We start from the raw sequence: 20940 nt of genomic DNA on the forward strand, positions 1-20940 counted from the left end.
GGATTCCGGCCCTGCGGGCCCGGACGCGCTCATCCGTGCACCTCGCGGCAGGCGCGGTAGAAGTCCGCCCAGTCGTCGCGTTCGCGCACGACCGCTTCCAGGTACTCGGTCCACACCACCGTGTCGGCGACCGGATCCTTGACGACCGCGCCGAGTACGGCGCCGGCGATATCGGCCGCGCGCAGTACCCCGTCGCCGAAGTGTGCCGACAGCGCAAGGCCGCTGGTGATCACCGAGATCGCCTCGGCGGTGGACAGGGTGCCCGAGGGGGACTTCAGTGTGGTGCGGCCGTCGGCGGTGATCCCGGACCGTAGCTCGCGGAATACCCGTACCACCCGGCGCACCTCCTCGGCCGCGGCGGGCACCTCGGGCAATTCCAGTGCGGCACCGAGCTGTTCGACGCGGCGGGTGACGATCGCAACCTCCTCGTCCTCGCTGGCGGGCAGCGGCAGCACCACCGTGTTGAAGCGCCGGCGCAGGGCCGAGGACAGCTCGTTGACGCCGCGGTCGCGGTCGTTGGCGGTCGCGATCACGTTGAATCCCTTGGCCGCCTGCACCTCCGTGCCCAGCTCGGGCACGGGCAGCGTCTTCTCCGACAGCACGGTGATCAGCGCGTCCTGCACGTCCGAGGGGATGCGGGTGAGCTCCTCGACGCGAGCGATGGAACCCAGGCGCATGGCCGTCATCACGGGGGAGGACACGAGCGCGCCGTCGCTGGGCCCCTCCGCGAGCAACCTGGCATAGTTCCAGCCGTAGCGGATCGCCTCCTCCGCCGTCCCGGAGGTGCCCTGCACGAGCAGGGTCGAGGTGCCACAGACCGCCGCCGAGAGATGTTCGGACACCCAGGTTTTCGCGGTGCCGGGCACGCCGAGCAGTAGCAGCGCGCGGTCGGTCGCGAGGGTGGCGACGGCAACCTCCATCATCCGCCGCGGTCCGACGTATTTGGGGCTGACGACGGTGCCGTCGGACAAGACGCCGCCGAGCAGATAGGTCACCACGGCCCACGGCGACAGGCGCCATGAAGGGGGCCGGGGCCGGTCGTCGACGGCGGCCAGGGCACGCAACTCGTCCGCGAAGGCCTGCTCGGCATGCGGGCGAAGCAGGTCCGCGGGTGTGGTCGGGGTGGTCATCGCAGCTCCTCGAGCATCGTGGTGCGCTGAGTCAGGTTCTCGGCGAGTTCGTTGAAGGTGTTTTCCCAGTAGGGATCTCCGCAGCGGCGGGTGGCCGTCAGGACCGCGGCGGCGGCCCGTACCGGGAAGTATCGAGCGGCGGACTGGAACAACGTGCGGTAGGACGCGGGAGACAATCCGGGGGCGCCGGGGCGAGCCGCGGCGAGATGGGCGCGATCGAGCAGCAGCTGGACCAGGTGCTGTGCCAGCGGGACCGGCCAGGGCCGCGGCACGGCGTGCACCAGCAGCTCGATCTCGGCCAGCCAGCTGCTGTCGAGTGTGCGCAGGTGGGCCAGTTGTGCCTCGAGCGGTAGCAGCGCGAACAGCCGCCGGCGCACCTCCGGATCGGCGCCGAGCGTCGGAGTGCCGCTCAGCACCTCGAACAACGTTGCCGCCCAGCGGGTATCGCGCTGGGCGAGCGCGGCATCGGCCCACCCGGCGGTGATCGGTCCGAGCAACTCGACGGGCATGCCGATGCGGATCGCCCGCGTCGGCGCGCCGAACAGCGCGTTCCAGTGCCGCAGGGGAGTGGCGGCGATGACGCGGCGCAGCCATTCCGCCGTGACGTGGGGTGCGCCGTCGAGGCGGTAGGCGGTGCTCGCGGTGCGATCGGCGATACCGTCGCGCCGGGCGGCATCGTCGAGGCGATCGGGCGGTTCGGCGACCAGTTGGCTGCCCTCCAGCCTGAGCCAGCGCCCCGACCGCTCGGCCATCCGGGCAGCGAACGCCGAATCGGGCAGCCGGGCAAGCAGATCCGCGGCCGCGCGGCGGACCTCGGCGCGGGAGTCGTCGAGCGCGACTTCCAGCAGGGGCTCGTCGTCGAGTGCGAGACCCTCCTGCAGGACGGAGATCAGGTCGATCCGGACATGGGCCGGTTCGGAACGCCAGGTGCGAGCGAGCGCCTCGCCCGCGGCCCGGGGATCGGACCGACGCAGCGCGGCCAGCCAGGATCGCCGCTCGGAGGGAGTGCCGTGCGACCAGACCCGCTCGTCATCGGGCCTGGCGCGCACCAGATTCCGCCACTGCGGATGACGGGCGGCCAGCCAGCGGCCGCGCTCCCCGGCCAGGGTGAGCAGGTGTTCCCGCAGCCCCGCCCGCGCCTTCGCCTGCTCGAGCAGCAGGCTGCACAGCGCATCGGGCGCCCGGTAATCGCCCGGCGCGGCGACCTCGAACCATTCCTCCAGGAACGGTGAATTCTCCCGCAGCATCCGGCCGAGCCGCGCCGCGGGTGCGGGTGGCAGCAGCGGACGAACGTCCTCCTCGGCGGGTTCGCCCGGCGAGCCCTTGCCCGCCACCATGCCACCGCGGGCGAACGCATCGAGCAGTGCGGCGGATTCGAGCAGGATCGCCGCCGGGTCTCCCTGCAGCCGCCCGGCCACGTCCGCCACCGGCGCCGGAAGTGCGGCGACATCGGGTGCGCGCCGCGCGGTGCCGATTAGCGCCGTCGACGCGAGATCGGATGCCGCACAGTAATTTCCACCGCCAACCGCTTCCGCGACAACATCGACGACATCGCCCGAGACCATCGCCGATATCGGTGTCAGTCCGTCGGCGCTCCACTCGCCGACCACCGTGATCGGATGCCCGCCGGACAGCCCGAGCAGCTTCCAGGGTTGCTCGGCCAGACGCGCCACCGGTAACGCAGCGCCATCCAAACTCACTACCTGCCAGGAACTTTCGGATACCTTCGGCACAACATCGACCAGCAGCATCGGCCACGACCGCAGCCACGGATCGGCCCCGATCGCTCGAGCATGCTCACCGAGCGCGGCAGCGATACCGCCGGGCGCCTCACAAGCCGCTTCGGGTACCGCTGCGCCCCCTGTCCCGGAGGCGAAAGTGCGCTGGGCCGACGCATGCTCGCAGGTTTCGGCGTCGTCGCTCTGGGAGGCGGCCTCACCGGATGCACCCGAGACCGGCACGCGCGCGGGCGAATCGCCGATGACCTGCGGGGCCGCTGGTGGATCGGTAGTGCCGCCGCCGGCCCCGGGGAGCGCCGCCCCGAGCGTGGTGAACGGCTCCGGAGCCCCATACCGCTCGCCCCACAGCGCACGCAGCCCCGCGGCGCCCGGATAGAAGTGCAGCCCGGCCTCCACCTGCATGCCCGGCACCGGCATATCCGACGGGAAGGCCGGACTGCCGAAGGAGTGGTCGATGATCAGCCCCCACCGCCCGTTCGACCGGCCGCGCACCCAGACGCGCCGCGTGAACAGCCGCTCCTCCTCGGTGATTCGCTGCCCCAGCACCATCCAGCGGTCGCGCACCGCGGGCTGCCCGCGCACCGCCTCCGCGGCGGTCGGATACCCGACGTGGGTCCGGACGGCGGCGGCCAGCGCCGGTTCGAGCTCGTCGAGGCGGCGATGCGCGGCGGCGAGGAGATACAGACGGGCGTACTCGCGGAGTAACTTCGCGGGCCAGTCCTCGCGGGCTACAACATTGCGCGAAAGTTGCCGCAACGCCTGCGCGACGCCGGGTGCCTGGGCGTCGACCATCCGTGCGGCGACCGCCTCGAATGCGGCGTACGAGCGGTCCGCCTGTGCGAGCCCGGTACGAACCTGATCGCACAGCCAGACCTCGAGATCGGCCAGGCCCGAGGCCACCCTGGCCCGCCGCTGCTCCGCGGTCGCGGCCGACGGCGTTGTGGCTACAGCCGCAGCGGGTTCGGCCGCGCGCCGTGCCCGCGCGGCCAGCCATTCGGCGGCGTAACCGGCCGGCGCCCCGGCCTCCGGTACCGCGCCCTCGCTCCACGCGAGCAGCAGGGCCAGGGCGTGCTTGCACGGGAATTTGCGACTCGGGCAGGTGCATGCGTAGGCGGGCCCATCCAGATCCACGGCGGTGCGATAGGGCTCGGCGCCGCTGCCCTTGCACAGACCCCACACCGCGGTGCCGTGGCTGCCGGCGCCGCTCCAGCGCCCGAGCAGTTTACGTGCGGCGGTGAGCGAGGCGGCGTCGGGCGCCAGCGCGGCGACCTGCTGCATGGTCCATGTCATTTGTTCCCTCCCGTCGTTGCCACGCACGGTAACTCAGACCACCGACACGTTCGCGGGATGTTAGCGAGTCAATTCCACTGGGCCGCTGAGTAATTGCAATGTCAAGTGTTCTTGCTTCGCCGCCTGCTTTCTGGCATTCTGACCTGTTCGGTTGATCCGAGCCGCCCGGCAACGGGCGCATTCCGTGGAACTGCCCGGCCGGGGACGGCCGAGGGGTGGACATCGGGCGGATCAACCCGCTCGATGGCCATGAGCACCCCGACCGGGCCGGTTTCCCGGTCGACCATTCTTTTGATTCGATACTGCATTGTTCCGGCGGCGGCACAGCTCCCGCGCATCGGGTAGCGTTCGGCACGGCGGTCGGTCCGCACCGCGCACGTGGCGAACGCAGAGGGAGCGGCAATTGGGGGACGTGTCGATCGCGGCCGCGCCGCACCTATCCGATCTGGTGCGACGCCGTCTGGACGACGATCCGGCGATCACGCCGGAGGTGGCCGCGACCGTGCTGGCGGCGCTGGGGGCCGAGCCGGATCGCTGGACGGGGCCGGGTGTCGACGGGATCTTCCTGCGCGCCATCAGGGTTCGCGGCTTTCGCGGCATCGGTCCCGAGGCCGAACTGCGCCTGGAGCCGGGGCCGGGGCTCACGCTCGTGGTGGGGCGCAACGGATCCGGCAAGTCGAGCTTCGCCGAGGCCGCCGAGCTGGCGCTGACCGGCGTCACCCGCCGCTGGGCGGGCCGCGCGGCGGTCTGGCGCGAGGGCTGGCGAAATCTGCACGACGGCAACACATCCTGCATCGAACTCGAGCTCACGACCACGGGATCCGACGGCCCACTCCACATCACCCGGCAGTGGCCCGCCGACGTGGATCTGAGCGGCGGGGTCTGGACGCAGCGGCGAAAGGACGCCGAGCCCACCGAATTCCGGGCCGAGCGCTGGGCGCGAGCGCTGGAGTTGTACCGCCCGTTCCTGTCCTACAGCGAGCTCGGCGCGCTGGTCGACGGCCGCCCCAGCGATCTGTTCGACGCGCTGCACCGGCTGCTGGGCCTGGACGATCTGACCGCCGCCCAGGACCGCACCCGGGCCCGTCGCCTCGAATTGGAGCGTGCGGCACGGCAATCGCGCGATGAGCGCCAGGCCCTGCTGACCGCGCTGGACACGGTGGCCGACGATCGTGCCGCGCACGTCGCGGAGTTGTTGCGGTCCCCGGAACCGGATCTGGCCGCGATCGGCCGCGAGCTGTCCGGCGCCCGGCACGATCCGGTCGGCGCGACGGCGCTGCAGGCGATACTGCGGCTGCGGCTGCCCGCGAGGGCGGACGTCGAGGCGGCTGCGGCGGACGTGCGGGCCGGGACGGCCAGGCTCGCCGCGCAGACCACCGGCGATTCGGAGGCCGAACTCCGCGTGCTGCAACTGCTTCGGCAGGCTCGGGCCCACGTCGACGCCGACGGCGGCGAGGCGTGCCCGTGCCCGGTCTGCGGGCGCGGGGCGCTGGATCGGGAGTGGCTGCGCGAGACCGACACCCAGATCGCCCGCCTGACCGCTCGTGCGGCCGCACTCACCGCGGCCCGAGAGGCGCTGATACACGCGGTGGCCCGGGCGCGGGCACTGGTACATCCGGTGCCCGCGGAATTGACCACCCCGCCACCCGAGGTGCCGAGCGTGGACACCGGCCCGGCACGGCAGAGCTGGGCCGCCTGGGCCGAGCTGGCCCACGGCCGGGCGGGCGGAGACTTCCCGGATCGACTCCGCGCGTCCCACTCCGACGCGCTCGCGGACCTGACCGCGCTGCGGGCCTGTGCCCGAAAGGAATTGGACCGTCTCGATGCGGTCTGGACCCCGCTGGTTCCGCGCATCGCCGCCTGGCTGGGCGATGCGCGCGCGGTCGCGGAGGCGGATTCCGAGCTGCGCACCGTGCGGCGCGCCGAGGACTGGCTCAAGGCCGCGGCCGCGGGCCTGCGCGACGAACGCATGGCCCCGCTGGCGCAGCACGCCCGCAACATCTGGCGCGGGCTGCGCCAGCAGAGCAACGTCGACCTGGGCGTCATCCGGTTGCAGGGCAACGCCGGATCGAGCCGGAAGGTGCTGCTGGACGTCACCGTCGACGAGACCGGCGGCACCGCGCTGGGTGTGATGAGCCAGGGCGAACTACACGCGCTGGGGCTGTCGCTGTTCCTCCCACGCGCCACTGTTCCGGAGAGCCCGTTCGGATTCGTCGTCATCGACGATCCGGTGCAGGCGATGGATCCGGCCAAGGTGGATGGCCTGGCCCGGGTGCTGGCGGCCGCGGCGCGCAGCGGGCGGCAGGTGGTGGTGTTCACCCACGACGAGCGCCTGGCCGAGGCGGTACGCCGGCTGCGCCTGGGCGCCACGGTGCTGGACGTGCAGCGCCGCGAGCGATCGGCGGTGGAGGTGCGGGTGGCGGAGGATCCGGTGCGCCGCTACCTCAGCGATGCCAACGCGCTGCTGCGCACCAAGCAGCTGCCGCGCGCGATCGCCGCCGAACTCGTGGTCACCTGCTGTCGTTCGGCGATCGAGGCCGCGGCCCTGGCCCGGTCGCGCCGCGGCCTGCTCGCGGACGGCGTCGATCATCGCGAGGTGCAGCGCCGCGTCGATGCCGCGCGCACGACGTGGGAGAAGGTGTCGCTGGCCATCTTCGGCGATCCCGACCGGGTCGACGATCTGAACGATCTACTCGACCGCGACGCGCCGTGGGCGCGCGCGGTGGTGCGCGATGCCGCGGCGGGCGCGCACGTCCGTATCGAGCGGGGGACGGGCGAATTGATCTCGGGGACACGGAAATTCGTCAAATGGCTCGATCCGTAGCCCCGACCGTCGCGGAGCGCCTGGCGGCCGCCGACGGCCTGCTGCGCGGCACGGTGACCGACGCGGGCGGGCTGTGGTCGCGCGCGGCGGTGTGGATTCTGCGGCTGGCGCTGGAGCAGTCTCTGGATCAGCTGTGGTCGACGGTGGCGCCGCCGCTGGCCCGCTGCAGCATGCGGGCCCAGTTGCTGGCGCTGGACACCTACGCCGGTCGCGACACCTCGGCCCGGATCTCGGCGCTGTGGGCGACGCTGTCGCGGGTGGGGCATCACCAGGACTACGAGCTGCCCCCGACCGTGGTCGAGCTGCGCGGCTGGTACGACGAAACCGCTCGGCTCGCCGACGAATTGGCGGCACTCGGCGCGCAGGATGTGGCTACGGGCAAGCAAATACAGACTGGTCGGTCATAAATACTCCTTATATCCGGTGATTTCGGGCCAATCAGGTCGAATACCAGTACCAACTCCGGGATTTCGCCGATGCGCACCGCGTGTGGACAGTACTGTGTGCTTGCTGCGCGGTTTGCGGCATGAATGCGGTGGTACACGGTCGGGTTTCATCTGTCTCGATGAAAGGGAGCTGCATCATGAATCTGGGAACGCTCGGTCTGCTCAACACCGGTTCGGCGTTGGTGGCCAACGCCAGCGCCGCGTTGATAAATGTCATCAGCCTGCTCGGAATGCTGTAAGAGTTCGTCGGTGAACCGGGCGGTCCTCCAGGGCCGCCCGTATCCGATAATCGAACGATGCATATCGGGGATGGTCGGCGGACGGATGACGATCGGTGTCCCTGCCGCAGTGGTGAAGTCTTCGGGCAGTGCTGCGGCCCGCGCCTGGACGGATCCCGTCCGGCGCCGACCGCCGAGACCCTGATGCGTTCCCGGTACACCGCGTTCGCCGTCGGGGACGCCGCCTATCTGCTCGAGTCCTGGCATCCCCGCACCCGGCCCGCCCGGGTGGACCTCGATCCCGGGCAGCGCTGGATGATGCTGGAGATTCTGCGCACCGAATCCGGCGGACCGTTCGACGACGCCGGCGTCGTCGAGTTCCGCGCGCACTATCGCGATGCGGGCGGCCGCGGCTCCCTGCGCGAGTGCAGCAGATTTGCCAAGGTCGACGGCGCATGGCGTTACCTGGACGGTGATGTCGCGATGTAACGATTCGACTGCGGCTCCACGAGGTTGTTGCCCGTCCCGGTCGCCGCAAATACCGTTCGAAGAAGTAACGGCCTGAGGAAGCGGAGGATTTGCTGACAATGAGCTCCTTGGCATAATCCGGGCCGACGTAGGGTTCGGACATGTCACGAGTCGCGATCGAGTACTGCACCCAATGCCGCTGGCTGCTGCGAGCGGGCTGGATGGCTCAGGAACTGCTGAGCACCTTCGACACCGAACTGTCGGAGGTTGCGCTGATCCCGGGGGCCGGGGGAGTCTTCCGCATCACACTCGACGGCGAGCAGATCTGGGAACGCAAGTCCGACGGCGGGTTCCCCGATATTGCGTTACTCAAGCAGCGCGTGCGCGACCGGATCGATCCGGATCGGGACCTTGGTCACATCGATCGCGACTGACGCCCGACGCGGATCCATCCTCGCTGTCGGACAATATCTCGGACGTACTCTCGTTGTAGAGAGTGTGAGGAGGTGCCGAAGCCATGAGTAAGCGAATCATAGGCGCAGCCACTCTGGTGGTCATGCTGGAGCCGAGCGCTAGCGAGGCGGAAGCAAGCGCTAGCGAGGCGGAAGCATGAGCACTACAGAGTTTGCCTCCGGGTTGGTTACCCACGACTCCGCCCCCGTTGTACGGACCACCGCGGGAGCGGTGCGCGGTCTGAGCGTCGGTTCGGTGCACATCTGGCGCAGCATCCCCTACGCGGCCCCGCCGTCGGGTCCGAAACGATTCAGCCGCCCGCAGCCGCCCGCGGCCTGGGAGGGGGTGCGCGACTGCACCGAATTCGGCGAGATCGCCCCGCAGACGATGGGCACAATGGTGCCGGTCGATTCGGGATTGCGGATGGGTGAGGACTGCCTGTGGGTGAACGTCTGGGCGCCCGCGGGGCCTGGTACAACCGGCACAATCGCCGGCGACGAGCCGCGCCCCGTGATGGTGTGGCTGCACGGCGGCGCCTACTGCCTCGGTACCGCGGCGCAGTCCATCTACGACGGCCGCAAGCTCGTCGAGACCGGCGGGGTTGTCGTGGTCGGCGTGAACTACCGCCTCGGCGCGCTGGGCTTCCTGGACCTATCCTCGCTGGGACACGATTTCGTGCCGAATCTGGGTCTGCACGACCAGATCGCCGCCCTGGAATGGGTGCGCGACAACATCGCCGGATTCGGCGGCGACCCGGGCAATGTGACCGTGTTCGGCGAGTCCTCGGGGGGCGGCTGCGTCACCGCCCTGCTCACCTCGCCCCCGGCCGCCGGGTTGTTCCATCAGGCCATCGCCCAGAGTCCGCCGGCCACCACGGTTTTCGGACCCGAGCGGGCCGCGGGTGTCGCGCGGCGCTTCCTGGAGCTGCTGGAGTTACCGCCGCAGCGCGCGCACGAGCTGCTCGAGTGCCCGCTGGAGCGGATCGTCGACGCGGCCGGAATCCTGCTCGACGAGGTGCCGTTGCAGTCGCCGGGCCGGCTCGCCGCCGCGCCGGTAGTGGACGGTGAGCTGCTGCCCACCTATCCCGCCGACCGCTTCCAGGAGGGCCGCTCGCATCGGGTGCCGCTGATGATAGGCACCAACCGGGACGAGGCCTCGCTGTTCCGCCTGTTCCGCTCGCCGATCATGCCGGTGACCCCGGATGCGGTGAACGCGATGCTGAACGGCGTCGCCGCCGACCATCCGGAGCTGTCTCCCGAGCGGATCGCCGAGATCACCTCGGCCTATCCGGATCTGAGCACATCGCGCGGGGCGCTGGCGATGTCGACCGACGCCGCGTTCCGGATGCCCTCGCACTGGGTCGCCGACGCGCACTCCCGGCACACCCGCACCTGGATGTACCGATTCGATCAGGCCACCCCGATGCTGAAGGCGGCCCGGGTCGGCGCCGGGCACGCCACCGAATTGCCGTATGTCTTCGGCAATTTCGGCACCCTCAACCACGACCCGACATTCTGGCTGGGCGGGCGCAAGACGGCGATGGAGATCTCGGGCCGGATGATGCGCCGCTGGCTGGCCTTCGCGGAGCACGGTGTGCCCGCGGCGCTGGACGGCTCCAAGCATTGGCCGCCCTACCGCGAGGCCACCCGCACCACGCTGGTGATCGATGCCGTCGACCACGTCGTGGACGACCCAGACCACAACCTGTACACCGCCTGGGGCGATCAGGTCGTCGGCTTCAGCTAGGGCGTGTTCGCCTCAAGCCGCGCTGCGGTGTTCGGCGCGGCGCCCGAGCGCCACCGGCATGTGGCTGTAGCCATGCAGCGTGAACAGCGGCCGCCGGCGCGGCGGCCCGGCCAGCGTCAGGTCGGGGAAGCGCTCGAACAGTGCGCGCAGGGCGTGCACGGCCTCCATCCGGGCCAGGCTCGCGCCGAGGCAGGCATGGATGCCCGTGGAGAAGGTCAGATGTTCCTTGGCGTTGGCGCGGGTGATGTCGAAGGTGTTCGGATTCTCGAATACCTTCGGATCGCGGTTCGCGCCCGCCAGCGACAGCGCGACCATGACGCCCTCGCGCAGCCGGATGCCCGCGTACTCAACCTCTTTCAGGGTGGCGCGGCCGGTGTTCTGCACGGGTGCGTCGAAGCGGAGCACCTCCTCGACGGCGTTGGGCCACAGCTCGGGCTCCTCGCGCAGGCGGGCCAGCTGCTCCGGATGCGCGAGCAGCTGCACGATGGCGTTGCCGATCAGGTTGACGGTGGTCTCGAAGCCCGCGCCCATCAGCAGGCTCGCGGTGGCCTTGAGCTCGTGGTTGTCGAGTTCGCCCGAGCTGACCAGGGTGGACAGGATGTCCTCGCCGGGCGTGGCGCGCAGGCGGGCCAGGTGCGCCTCGGCGTAGTCGTTCATCTCGTACATGGCGGCGATCGCGTCGCGGTAGTAGCCCCACGGGAGCCCGGTGTCCAGCAGCGGGGTCATGGCGTCGCCCCACCCCAGGAAGAGGTCGCGCGCATCGTCGGGGAAGCCCAGAATCTCCGAGATGATCGCGATCGGCACCTGGGCGGCGTAGTCGGGCACCAGATCCGCCGAACCGCCGGCCGGCAGCGCGTCGAGCAGCTCCTCGGTGACGGTCTCCACGCGGTCGCGCAGCCGTCCGATCGCCCGCGGCGTGAACGCCGCCGAGACCGGCCGCCGCATCCTGCTGTGCGCCGGCGGGTCGATGACCAGCATGGAGGGCGGCTCGACCGGATTGGGCGGCAGCGGCGCGCGGTCGCGCAGGCGCTGCATCGGCCGCGGCAGATCCAGACTCTCCGCCGCGCGCACACCCATGTCGTTGTCGCGCAGCATCGCCCGGCACAGCTCGTGTTCGACGGTGACCCAGGCCAGGGGGCTGCGAATCAGCGGCCCGCGGGCGCGGATGGATTCGATCACCGGGTACGGGTCGGCGGCGACCGCGGGATCGCCGAACAGCTGGGCCAGCGGATCCCCGCGGCGGGCATACGCCTTCATCGCCAGGCGCGGCACACCCTGCGCCGACATCCACCGAAACCAGTATCGCGGCTTCATCGCTATCCCCACGTCGTCTCATCCCGGTCGTTATCCACCGTACGCAGGCACGCCACGCGCGGAAACGTCCCGCGGTCGGAGCCTCCCCCCGACCGGGGTAGGACACACCGGAGACTCTGCGGTGTGAGCCAGCTCACAAGATAATCGTGTCGATTGTGTCGAATTCACGGGACGCCGTTCGAGGTGTAGGCGAGGGTCCGCACGGGCCCGTTCACTACGACAGACAGGACAGGGTGATGCGCAAACTGGTTGCGTTCGAACACATGACGCTGGATGGGTACGTGGCCTCGAACGACGGGGCGGGTTTCGAAGCTATCGGATTCACCCACCGGGCCTACAGCGACGAGCTCAGCGACTACGGTGACGCGCACATCCGTGCCGATGTCGGCACCGCGGTATACGGGCGCGAGACATTCGTGGGCATGCGCGAATACTGGTCGGCGGTGCCGCAGAACCCCGATGCCACCCCGCACGAGCGGGCGCACGCCGCCTGGGTGAACACCGTGGAGAAGATCGTCTTCTCCACGACACTGGAGACGGCCGGCTGGAACAACGCCCGCGTCATCGGCTCCGATGTCGCGGCGCAGGTGCAGGCGCTGAAGGCGGGGCCGGGCGAGACGATGATGATCTATGCGAGCCCGACACTGGTGCACTCGTTCGTCGATTTGGGCCTGATCGACGAATTCCGGATCGTGGTGCACCCGGTGACCCTCGGTGGCGGCACGCCGCTGTTCCTCGACAAGACGAAACTCGACCTGGATCTGGTCGAATCGAAGGCGTTCGCTTCGGGCGCGGTCTACCTCCGCTACCGGATCGCGTGAAAGGGAGTACGACGATGCGTTCCATGGTTCTGATCCGGCTCGATCCCGCGCTCGCCCCCGGGGGCGGCCCGGACGAGGCGCTGATGTCTCAGATGGGTGAGCTGATCGAGGAGATGACCAAGGCCGGTGTGCTGCTGGACACCGCCGGGTTCCGGTCGACCGAGGAGTCGACCCGGATCCAGCAGTCCAAGGGTGTGCAGACCGTCATCGACGGCCCGTTCACCGAGTCCAAGGAGATCATCGGCGGCTACTGTCTGCTGCAGACCCGCACCAAGGAGGAGGCGGTGGAGTGGGCGTCGCGGTTCCTGCGGATCCACGGCCCGGAATGGGAGATCGGGGTCGAGGTGCGGGAGATCGACGAGCCCGCGTGAGGGGGCTTCGGGCGAATCACGGACCGGGGTGCCCCGCTCACGCCGGGCGCGGGGCAGGCCTGTACGAGTGCGGTGAGCGAGCAAGTGTCGCAGCCCGTTTCGCGGCGTGCGCACGGGCGCAGGGTCCGTGCGGCGCGGGCGTGAGCCGCGACGTGTGAGCGGCGCGAAGCAGGGCCGGTCGCAGGGCGCGGCGGGCGAGGGTGTGGCTCGGCGCGCGGTGGAGGCGTCCTGGCGCATCGAATGGCCCCGGCTGGTCGCCGGTCTCACCCGCGTGACGGGCGACATCGCTGCGGCCGAGGAACTGGCCCAGGACGCGTATGTGGCGGCGCTGGAGCAGTGGCCGCGCGACGGGGTGCCGCCGAATCCGGGCGGCTGGCTGATGCTCACCGCGAAACACCGTGCCGTCGACCGGATCCGGCGTGATGCCGTCTTCGCTGGCAAGTTGGCGCTGCTCGGTCACGACCTGCTGACCGAGCAGCAGCCGGGGCCGGACGAGCTTGCGTCGCAGGACGACCCCCTCGAGGACGACCTGCTACGGATGATCTTCACCGCCTGCCATCCGGTGCTGTCCGCCCCGGCGCGGGCCGCGCTGACGCTGCGGATGGTGGGCGGCCTCACTACTGCGGAGATCGCCCGCGCCTATCTCGTGTCGGAATCAACTGTGGCGCAACGGATCGTGCGGGCCAAGCGCACGATCGCGGCCGAGGCAGTCCCCTACGAGGTGCCACGGGACGCGGAGCTGACCGCTCGGCTCGACTCGGTGCTCGAGGTGATCTACCTGATCTTCAACGAGGGCTATTCGGCCACTTCCGGGGCCGACTGGGTGCGCGCCGAACTGTGCGAGGACGCGGTGCGCCTGGCGCGCATCCTGGCCGGGCTGCTGCCCGACGAACCGGAGGCGCACGGCCTGGCCGCGCTGCTGGAGCTGCAGGCCTCCCGGATCCGGGCCCGCGGCGCAGCCGGCGGCGAGGTGGTGCTCCTGGCCGACCAGGACCGCGCCCGCTGGAACGGCCTGGCCATCCGCCGTGGCTTCGCGGCCCTGGGCCACGCGCACGCCCTGAACCGCCGGCGCGCCCTGCTCCCGGGCCCCTACACCCTGCAGGCCGCCGTGGCCGCCGCCCACGCCATGGCCCCGACCCCCGCGGACACCGACTGGCGCCGCATCGCCGGCCTGTATGCCGTTCTGGCGCAACGCTTCCCGTCCCCCGTCATCGAACTCAACCGGGCGGTAGCCGTCGCCATGTTGCACGGCCCCGCCGCCGGCCTCGAACTGGCCGACGCGGTAGCCCAACCCCTGGGCGACTACCACCTCCTGCACGCCGTCCGCGCCGACCTCCTGACCCGCCTGGGCCGCACTGCCGAGGCCCGAGCCGAATTCACCCGCGCCGCCGAACTGACCCACAACGACGCCGAACGCGCCCTACTGCTGCGCCGAGCTTCCGAGTCATAGCGCGCTCACGCGCGTCGACCCAAGCTGTCCAGCATGGGTTCGGCACCGGCCGTCATTACCGGATCGCTTGGGCGCCCGGGAATTGCACTGCCCAACGCGGGCTCGAGATCGTCGAACCAGTGTGCGCCGGGGTCGTATCGCGCGAAGAACTGGTGGCCGACCAGTTTCGGGTCGCGTGCCTGGAGCAGGCGCAGCGCGAAGACCTGTTCACCGTGCACGACCGGGGCGCCGTCGAGCACGACCTTGCCGATAGTGGTCGACATCACCGGGCCGCGGGCGGTGCGGGCCAGCCCCGAGACCTGCGAGACGGCGTCCACGTAGATGCGCAGGGCACGCGCCAGCGGTACCTCGAAGTAGCTGCGCGCGCCGGTGTTCCGCTCGACGAACATGTAGTACGGGATGATCCCGGCCACCACGCAGTGCTGCCACAGTTGTGCCCAGGTGTCGGCGTCGTCGTTGACGTGCGCGACCAGCGGGGCCTGGGACCGGATCACGGCGCCGGTGTTCCGTACCCCTGCGATGGCCCGCTGCACCGCCGTGGTCTGCAGTTCCCGCGGATGGGAGAAGTGGGCCATCACCGCCACGTGCCGTCCTGCCGCGACGCACTGCTCCAGCAGGCGGAGCAGGTCGTCCGCATCGGGGTCGGTGGTGAAGCGGGCGGGCCAATACGACAGTGCTTTGGTCCCGAATCGCAGGGTGGCGACGTGCTCGAGATCGGTCGCGAGGAACGGCTCGACCCAGCGGCGTAATACGCCGGTGCGCATGATCATCGGGTCGCCACCGGTGAACAGCACATCCGTCACCTCCGGATGCCGGCGCAGGTATCCCGCCATGCGGTCCGGGGCCGATAGCGCCTGCCGGGTCTCGGTGCCGACGAATTGCGCCCAGCGGAAACAATATCCGCAGTAGGCATGGCAGGTCTGTCCCTGAGACGGGAAGACAAGCACCGTTTCCCGGTATTTGTGCTGCAGGCCGAGAACCGGATGCTCGTCCAGAACCGGCACGTTCTCCTGGATCTGACCACCGGGATGCGGATTCAATGTGTGCCGCGCCGTCGCGGCCGCTTTGGTGAGCACATCGCGCGAGGCGCCCGCGGCCAGCAGCTCCGCTACAGAGGTGAACACGGTGGGCGGCAACATATCTCGATGTGGGAAGGTCAAACGGAAGATCGGATCGTCGGGTACGGCCGACCAGTCGATGAGCTCGTCGGCAACATAGTCGTTGACCCGGAAGGGCAGCACGGCCGACACGACCCGCAGGTCCCGCAGATAGTCGTCGGGCAGCCCACGGCGCCGTGCCAACTCTTCGAGCCGGTCTCCGGTAAAGAGCTTCATGGAGCTTCTCCTGAAATCGTTAGTCGTCACGCGGCGGTTCGGCTGTCGCCGCGAGCATTTTCGGGGAGCGTCGCCGCTGCTGAACGACGCCCGCGACAACGGCGATGCCGGTGACGGTGAGCGTCAGCACGAGCGGCCTCCGGGTGCTGCCGGTGAACGCCATCCCCGCGATCACGACGACCAGGACGAGGCCGACCGCGTAGGACAGGTACGGCGCACCCCACATCCGAACGGTCAGCGTCGCAATCTGTTCCGGCGTCCGGCCGCGGCGGCTGCGGATCTGCGTCGCGCAGATACACAGGTAGACCACGACCGCGATGGACCCCGACGAGCTCAGCAGGAAATTGAATACGGTGCCGGTGGGCAGGAAGTAATTCGCCACCACGGCAAGGAATCCGGCGCTGGATGCGGCCAGCACACCGGCAACCGGTACCCCGGCGTGGTTCGTCCGACGTAGCAGCCGGGGTCCCTCACCCCGTTGTGCCAGCGAATACAGCATCCGTGAGGAGGCATACAGCCCCGAGTTCAGGCACGAAAGCACCGCGGTGAGCACGATCAGATTCATGATGGTCTTCGCGCCGGGAATACCCAGCAGGTTCAGGACCGCGGCGTAGGGGCTCTCGGTGACCTGCGCCGAATTCCACGGCAGGAGCGTGACAATGACGAAAACGGAGCCGACGTAGAAGAGCAGAATTCGCCCGGCCACACTGCGCATGCTCGTACGGATCTCCCGCGCCGGATCTTTCGCCTCACCGGCGGCGATGGTCACCAGCTCGGTGCCGAAGTACGAGAAGAACACCGTCAGCGCCGCGGTCAGGAGCACGGTGTACCCCTTTGGGAACAGTCCTCCGCGCCCGAGCAGATTCGTCGTTCCGGGTGCAGGACGATCGGGGAACAGGCCGGCGATCGCCGCGATGCCGATGCCGATGAACACCACGATCGCGGTGACCTTGATCAGCGCGAACCAGAATTCGAATCGTGCGAAGGAGCTCACCGCGGCCAGGTTCACCGCGGTCAGCGCGCTCATGAAGAGCAGTGCGTAGAACCATGTCGGTGGCCCGGGAAGCAGTTGGCGCGCGATGGCCGCGCCGGCGATCGACTCGAAAGCGACTGTGATGCACCAGTGATAGGCGTAGACCCACCCGACGGACAGACCCGCCCAGGTGCCCAGTTCCCGGGACGCATGGCTGGAGAACGAGCCCGTCTCGGGGTTGGCGGTGGCCAGCTCGGCCAGCATGCGCATCACCAGGATCACCACGATGCCGGTCAGCAGGTAGACCAGCACGATTCCCGGACCTGCTGAGGAGATCGTCTTTCCGCTGCCGACGAACAACCCGGCGCCGATGACGCCGCCGATGCCGATCATCGTCAGCTGCCGAGTGTTGATACCGGGCCGCAGCTTCCCCGAGTTCTGAAGTGAGATGGACATTTTGCTCTTCTTTCACGCTCACCGTGGTTGTGGCTCGGCCAGTTCCGCAGTGAATTCGGCCGTGGCACAGTCCATTCGGAACCCGGACAGGGTGGACGTGATGGCCGCGGCGACGGTGTGCGAGCTGTCGCCGCGGAATCGGAAACTCGCGCCGATGCCGACGTAGCCTTCCGTCTCGGTGATCGCATGTCCGACAGTCGGTATCGCACTGTGGTAGGGGGCATGATCCGGCGCGACATCGAGCCGAGCGGTTGTCACCATGCACGGCGGACGGACGCGCGGGTGTACCAGGAGTTGGCCCGCCACTGGTCCGTCCGGTAGCGGACGAGCTGCCGGGCGTCGCCCCATCTGAATGTCGATCGCCGTGCCGACCAGGTCGTATCCGTGCACCTCGCGCCACAGATGGGTGGCCTCGGCCCCCGGAATCCGGCCTGCGACCTCGAGCAGCTGCAGACGCGGCGCATCGGCCGGTCCGAGAAAGAGTTCGAGATGGAACACCGTCGGCACACCGGTGCTCAGCGCCGTGAGTACCGCACTCGCGAATATCGCAAGTTGCTCGTTCAGTGAGTGATCGTCGATATCGACTGTGCCCCAGCTATGTTCGCCGTTGGCGAAATCCAGGCAGCTGTGGATGTACCGGGAACCCCGCCAGGGCCCGAGTTCGGAGCCGGTCCAGACCCCGTCGATGGATCCGGTCTCGTCGGGGCAGAAGCGCTGGACGAGAAAGGGTTCGCCGTCCAGATCCGGGAGGCCGGCGAGATCGGCGGGGGCGGAAAGCCGTACGATGCCCAGGCTGGCCGCGCCCAGCCGCGGCTTGAGAAGCATCGGAAACCCGTGCCACTGAGCGAATTCCGCGACATCGTCGACCGAGTTCACGTTTCCGTACGCCGGCACCGGCACCCCGGATGCCGCGACCGTGTCGTACATGACCAGCTTGTCCCGGAACGGCAGCGCATGCGCTGGAAGATCGCCGGCGATGCCGAACTCCGCCCGCAGCCGCGCGGCCGTCAGCAGATCCGTTTCGCTGATCGCCACGAGGCGTTCGGGTACACCGTGACGACCGATGAGTCCGCGGACCGCGTCGTCGACCGGCTCGTGCCCGTCGAAGACCACGACCTCGGCCGCGGCGTGCCGCGGGATGCGATGGAGAACCTGCGCGGCGCAGACATAGGTCACGGTGTGGACGGTGTGATCGATGCGTTCGAGATACGGGGCGATGGGACCGCGAGAGCGGTGGATCACGAGGATGTGGGGACGGCGCATCGGTTGCTCCTGTCGAGTGTGTCGATTCGGCGATCGGTGCGGCCGAGCACACCGAGCCACACCAGTGCGGTGGACACCGCGACGAAGACCGCGGCGCCGACGAATACCGGGCGGGGATCGCCGCCGCTGACCCGGGTGAGCAAGCCGCTCAGCATCGTGCCCGCCACCGAGGCCGCGAGCACGAGCGACCGGGCCGTGCTGGTCACCCGGCCGAGCAACGCCCGCGGCACCACCCGCTGGCGCAGCGTCCGGATCACGACGACCACCACCATGCAGGCCCCCGCCAGCAGCGCGTTGGCGGCGGCCAGCCAGAGCACGCCGGGGGACAGGCCCACCAGCACCAGCCCGACGGCCATGAGCAGCGTGCCCGTCAGACAGGTCGCTATCGGCGACCGGCGCGGCCCGACCGCGGCCGCGAGAAGCGCACCGAGTGCCCCGCCGACCCCACCCCCGGCCACCGCGAGACCCACCAGGACCGCGGATGCTCCGAGGCGTTCGCGGGCGAAGAACGGAATCAGCGTCTCGGCGCCGAGCCCGAGGGCGGTCGCCGTCTGCAGCAGCGTGATGCCCGCGACGACGGGTGAAGTCACCAAATACCGCAGTCCGTCCCGGAATTCGGCGCCTACGGAGCCGAAAGCCCGCGCGCCGTGGATCGCCGGGTGCTCGGCGCTCACAGGCGGTGTGGCGCGGTCGAATTCCGCGGCCGGCATCCTGCGGTACGTCCGCCACACCGTCACCAGCGAGACCGCGAACGTCCCGGCATTTGCCAGCAACGCCGCCGGCTGGCCTGCCTGTGCCACCAGCACACCCACGGCGGCGGGACCGAGCACGAGCGAGAGCTGTCCGGAGGTCTCCAGAAATCCGTTGGCGCGCAGGAGCGGAGCTCCGGTGTACAGGTCGCGCACCGCAACGGCCAGTGCGGTCTCGAAGAACACCCCGGCCACCCCGGTGATGCAGGCGAGGCTGAGGATCACCGCCACCGGGCAGCCGTGCACCGCCACCGCGAGGGCCAGCAGCAGGAAGACCGTCATCCGCACCGCGTCCGCGGCGAGAAGCACCCGCCACGGATCGGCGCGATCCACCAGCGGACCCGCGGGCAGTCCGGCGATCAGATAGCCGATCGCGCGCGGCGCGGCGGCCAGCGCCGACAGCACCGCACTGCCGGTCAGCTGCAGCACCAGCAGCGGAATGGCCAGGATGGCGAGACCGTCGCCGAGCAGCGAAACCGATTGGCCGAACAGGAACAGCCGGCTACCGTTCATCGCCCGTCACCGTCCACGTGTAGCCGGATAGCTGCTCCAGCTGGGAGCCGTGGTCGGTCTTCAGGCCCCACTCGAGGGTGCCGTAGTCGATGCGCTCGATGCCGCGCTCCAGCGCGGCCCGGACCTGCGTGTAGAAGAGCGTCACGAAGTAGGCGCCGTATGCCTCGGGCAGGTGTCCACACCACAACTGCCGCAACGTGTTTCCGTTCCGCAGCCCGTGGGTGAAGCCGACGACCCGACCGGCCCGCAGTACCGCCGTCACCACGATGTCCTCGCGGGGGTAGTGCTCGAGCATCCGGTCCAGCGCCGCGGACTGGGTATCGCGATCCGCCGCGGAGTTGTACTTGCGCAGCAGGTCGAGGCGCAGGTCCAGCACGTCGTCGCGGACATCGGCGAGGTCGACCTCGCCGACCGTCATGTCCCTCTCCGCGAGGCGACGCAGCAGCCGCCCGATGCCCTTGCGGCGTGGGCGCGGCAGCTGCCCCAGATATTCGTCCATGCTGCCGAAGGTCATCGGGAGTACGCAGGTCGGGTACAGCTCCACCGGTCGCGCACCGAACTCGATCAGGGCTTGGCGCAGGAGTTCCTGCCGCTCCGGTATGTACAGGAACGACACCGACCGCGCTCCCTGCGCCGCGGCCCAGGCGTTCACGCTGTGCAGGGCTTCCCGCAGTATCGCGGGGTCCGACGCGCCGGAACCCGCTGCCGCGCAGGAGTATCCGGGCAGGGTCACCACTACCGACGGATACAGTGTCGCGGTGTCGGGCGCCGGTGCCGCGGCCGTGCGCGGCACCGGCGACGGGAGGTCGCCGCGGAGCACGGCCGCAATGTCGAACCGGGCGTCCGAAGGCGGAGACTCCAGCCAGCGGGCATGCCATCCGACCCGCGGCTGTCCGTCCACCGAGACGATCAGCCACCGCGGTTCGCCCGGCAGCAGCGGCCCCATGGTCTCGAGCCAGCGGATCGACACGGTGTATTCGGGCACTTCCGCGGCGAGGCCGTCCCATTCGCGGGGGCGGAGGGTTGTGGCCCTCGAGTCGACACGCATAGCTCACCTACACATCACGGGGAGGGGTGAACCGAGAAGGGTCACCGAAATGCTTATATCGATCGATGACGGCACTGTAATTTACGTGCCGTGAATTGCTGTACCGTACCGCTGACTAACGTAACACGCGTTCACCGCTGGGAAGGGCGCGGCGAGCGGAAAATTTTCGAATGCTGTATTCCTGCAAGCGGATACGAAGCTCAGGTGCTGGTACGGGGCGGCCGGCGGATTCGAGCCGCGGAAATTTGGGCCACCTTGCGGATATTTGCGACTGTCGCCGATAGCCGCGCTTGGTGGTCCTTCGTCGAATCGAGAATGGTGCCTGCGTGAACGT

The 20940-nt window shown here is 69.6% G+C and carries 16 protein-coding genes; 8 read left to right on the forward strand and 8 right to left on the reverse strand.

The window, feature by feature from the left end; genetic code table 11:
* Positions 1–29: 29 nt before the first annotated feature.
* The gene (locus ABH933_RS14455; RefSeq protein ID WP_429422748.1) at positions 30–1130 is read right to left on the reverse strand and encodes an ATP-binding protein; all 1101 of its coding nucleotides are present in this window, start codon (positions 1128–1130) and stop codon (positions 30–32) included.
* The gene (locus tag ABH933_RS14460; RefSeq protein WP_429422746.1) at positions 1127–4159 is read right to left on the reverse strand and encodes a DUF5691 domain-containing protein; all 3033 of its coding nucleotides are present in this window, start codon (positions 4157–4159) and stop codon (positions 1127–1129) included. The genes ABH933_RS14455 and ABH933_RS14460 overlap by 4 nt, the downstream gene beginning before the upstream one ends.
* A 412-nt stretch (positions 4160–4571) precedes the next feature.
* On the opposite strand from ABH933_RS14460, the gene ABH933_RS14465 reads away from it, so the two are divergent.
* The 5 genes from ABH933_RS14465 to ABH933_RS14485 all read left to right on the forward strand — a co-directional run bounded on the left by ABH933_RS14465 (position 4572) and on the right by ABH933_RS14485 (position 10314).
* On the forward strand, positions 4572–6983 hold the full coding sequence (locus ABH933_RS14465; protein ID WP_429423195.1) for an AAA family ATPase: 2412 nt from the start codon (positions 4572–4574) through the stop codon (positions 6981–6983).
* Complete coding sequence (locus ABH933_RS14470; protein WP_429422744.1) at positions 6968–7390, forward strand: hypothetical protein; 423 nt, start codon at positions 6968–6970, stop codon at positions 7388–7390. The genes ABH933_RS14465 and ABH933_RS14470 overlap by 16 nt, the downstream gene beginning before the upstream one ends.
* Before the next feature lie 335 nt (positions 7391–7725).
* Positions 7726–8136, forward strand: coding sequence for a YchJ family protein (locus tag ABH933_RS14475; protein WP_429422742.1), 411 nt, complete (start codon positions 7726–7728; stop codon positions 8134–8136).
* 140 nt (positions 8137–8276) lie between these two features.
* A complete protein-coding gene (locus ABH933_RS14480; protein ID WP_429422739.1) occupies positions 8277–8549 on the forward strand; it encodes a SelT/SelW/SelH family protein in 273 nt (90 codons plus the stop codon).
* Positions 8550–8724: 175 nt separating this feature from the next.
* Positions 8725–10314, forward strand: coding sequence for a carboxylesterase/lipase family protein (locus tag ABH933_RS14485; RefSeq protein WP_429422737.1), 1590 nt, complete (start codon positions 8725–8727; stop codon positions 10312–10314).
* Between the two features lie 12 nt (positions 10315–10326).
* Here ABH933_RS14485 and ABH933_RS14490 read toward each other — a convergent pair whose 3' ends face one another.
* A complete protein-coding gene (locus ABH933_RS14490) occupies positions 10327–11628 on the reverse strand; it encodes a cytochrome P450 (RefSeq protein ID WP_429422735.1) in 1302 nt (433 codons plus the stop codon).
* 236 nt (positions 11629–11864) lie between these two features.
* Between ABH933_RS14490 and ABH933_RS14495 the strand changes: the two genes are divergently transcribed.
* The 3 genes from ABH933_RS14495 to ABH933_RS14505 all read left to right on the forward strand — a co-directional run bounded on the left by ABH933_RS14495 (position 11865) and on the right by ABH933_RS14505 (position 14270).
* On the forward strand, positions 11865–12449 hold the full coding sequence (locus tag ABH933_RS14495) for a dihydrofolate reductase family protein (protein WP_429422733.1): 585 nt from the start codon (positions 11865–11867) through the stop codon (positions 12447–12449).
* Positions 12450–12463: 14 nt separating this feature from the next.
* Complete coding sequence (locus ABH933_RS14500) at positions 12464–12820, forward strand: YciI family protein (protein WP_429422731.1); 357 nt, start codon at positions 12464–12466, stop codon at positions 12818–12820.
* A gap of 154 nt (positions 12821–12974) precedes the next feature.
* Positions 12975–14270, forward strand: coding sequence for an RNA polymerase sigma factor (locus ABH933_RS14505; protein WP_429422729.1), 1296 nt, complete (start codon positions 12975–12977; stop codon positions 14268–14270).
* Between the two features lie 5 nt (positions 14271–14275).
* Here ABH933_RS14505 and ABH933_RS14510 read toward each other — a convergent pair whose 3' ends face one another.
* From ABH933_RS14510 to ABH933_RS14530, 5 genes are read right to left on the reverse strand one after another with little or no spacing between them, the layout of a single operon-like run.
* On the reverse strand, positions 14276–15604 hold the full coding sequence (locus ABH933_RS14510; protein WP_429422727.1) for a KamA family radical SAM protein: 1329 nt from the start codon (positions 15602–15604) through the stop codon (positions 14276–14278).
* 19 nt (positions 15605–15623) lie between these two features.
* Positions 15624–17033, reverse strand: a complete 1410-nt coding sequence (locus ABH933_RS14515) for an amino acid permease (protein WP_429422725.1) — start codon at positions 17031–17033, stop codon at positions 15624–15626.
* 18 nt (positions 17034–17051) lie between these two features.
* Positions 17052–18296 carry an ATP-grasp domain-containing protein gene (locus ABH933_RS14520; protein WP_429422723.1) on the reverse strand — a complete coding sequence of 415 codons (1245 nt, stop codon included), beginning with the start codon at positions 18294–18296 and terminating at the stop codon, positions 17052–17054.
* Positions 18272–19558: an MFS transporter gene (locus tag ABH933_RS14525; RefSeq protein ID WP_429422721.1), complete on the reverse strand. Its 1287-nt coding sequence runs from the start codon at positions 19556–19558 to the stop codon at positions 18272–18274. The genes ABH933_RS14520 and ABH933_RS14525 overlap by 25 nt, the downstream gene beginning before the upstream one ends.
* Positions 19548–20606: a GNAT family N-acetyltransferase gene (locus ABH933_RS14530; RefSeq protein ID WP_429422720.1), complete on the reverse strand. Its 1059-nt coding sequence runs from the start codon at positions 20604–20606 to the stop codon at positions 19548–19550. Before ABH933_RS14530 ends, ABH933_RS14525 begins: the two co-directional genes overlap by 11 nt.
* Between the last annotated feature and the right edge of the window lie 334 nt (positions 20607–20940).

The organism is Nocardia sp. GP40, from assembly GCF_050434125.1.
Classification (GTDB): domain Bacteria; phylum Actinomycetota; class Actinomycetes; order Mycobacteriales; family Mycobacteriaceae; genus Nocardia; species Nocardia albiluteola.

What these genes read in the sequence shown, in the direction of transcription:
- ABH933_RS14455 (WP_429422748.1), bottom strand. Translation starts at nt 1,130, where the DNA reads ATGACCACCCCGACCACACCCGCGGACCTGCTTCGCCCGCATGCCGAG.
- ABH933_RS14460 (WP_429422746.1), bottom strand. Translation starts at nt 4,159, where the DNA reads ATGACATGGACCATGCAGCAGGTCGCCGCGCTGGCGCCCGACGCCGCC.
- ABH933_RS14470 (WP_429422744.1), top strand. Translation starts at nt 6,968, where the DNA reads ATGGCTCGATCCGTAGCCCCGACCGTCGCGGAGCGCCTGGCGGCCGCC.
- ABH933_RS14475 (WP_429422742.1), top strand. Translation starts at nt 7,726, where the DNA reads ATGCATATCGGGGATGGTCGGCGGACGGATGACGATCGGTGTCCCTGC.
- ABH933_RS14480 (WP_429422739.1), top strand. Translation starts at nt 8,277, where the DNA reads ATGTCACGAGTCGCGATCGAGTACTGCACCCAATGCCGCTGGCTGCTG.
- ABH933_RS14485 (WP_429422737.1), top strand. Translation starts at nt 8,725, where the DNA reads ATGAGCACTACAGAGTTTGCCTCCGGGTTGGTTACCCACGACTCCGCC.
- ABH933_RS14490 (WP_429422735.1), bottom strand. Translation starts at nt 11,628, where the DNA reads ATGAAGCCGCGATACTGGTTTCGGTGGATGTCGGCGCAGGGTGTGCCG.
- ABH933_RS14495 (WP_429422733.1), top strand. Translation starts at nt 11,865, where the DNA reads ATGCGCAAACTGGTTGCGTTCGAACACATGACGCTGGATGGGTACGTG.
- ABH933_RS14500 (WP_429422731.1), top strand. Translation starts at nt 12,464, where the DNA reads ATGCGTTCCATGGTTCTGATCCGGCTCGATCCCGCGCTCGCCCCCGGG.
- ABH933_RS14510 (WP_429422727.1), bottom strand. Translation starts at nt 15,604, where the DNA reads ATGAAGCTCTTTACCGGAGACCGGCTCGAAGAGTTGGCACGGCGCCGT.
- ABH933_RS14515 (WP_429422725.1), bottom strand. Translation starts at nt 17,033, where the DNA reads ATGTCCATCTCACTTCAGAACTCGGGGAAGCTGCGGCCCGGTATCAAC.
- ABH933_RS14520 (WP_429422723.1), bottom strand. Translation starts at nt 18,296, where the DNA reads ATGCGCCGTCCCCACATCCTCGTGATCCACCGCTCTCGCGGTCCCATC.
- ABH933_RS14525 (WP_429422721.1), bottom strand. Translation starts at nt 19,558, where the DNA reads ATGAACGGTAGCCGGCTGTTCCTGTTCGGCCAATCGGTTTCGCTGCTC.
- ABH933_RS14530 (WP_429422720.1), bottom strand. Translation starts at nt 20,606, where the DNA reads ATGCGTGTCGACTCGAGGGCCACAACCCTCCGCCCCCGCGAATGGGAC.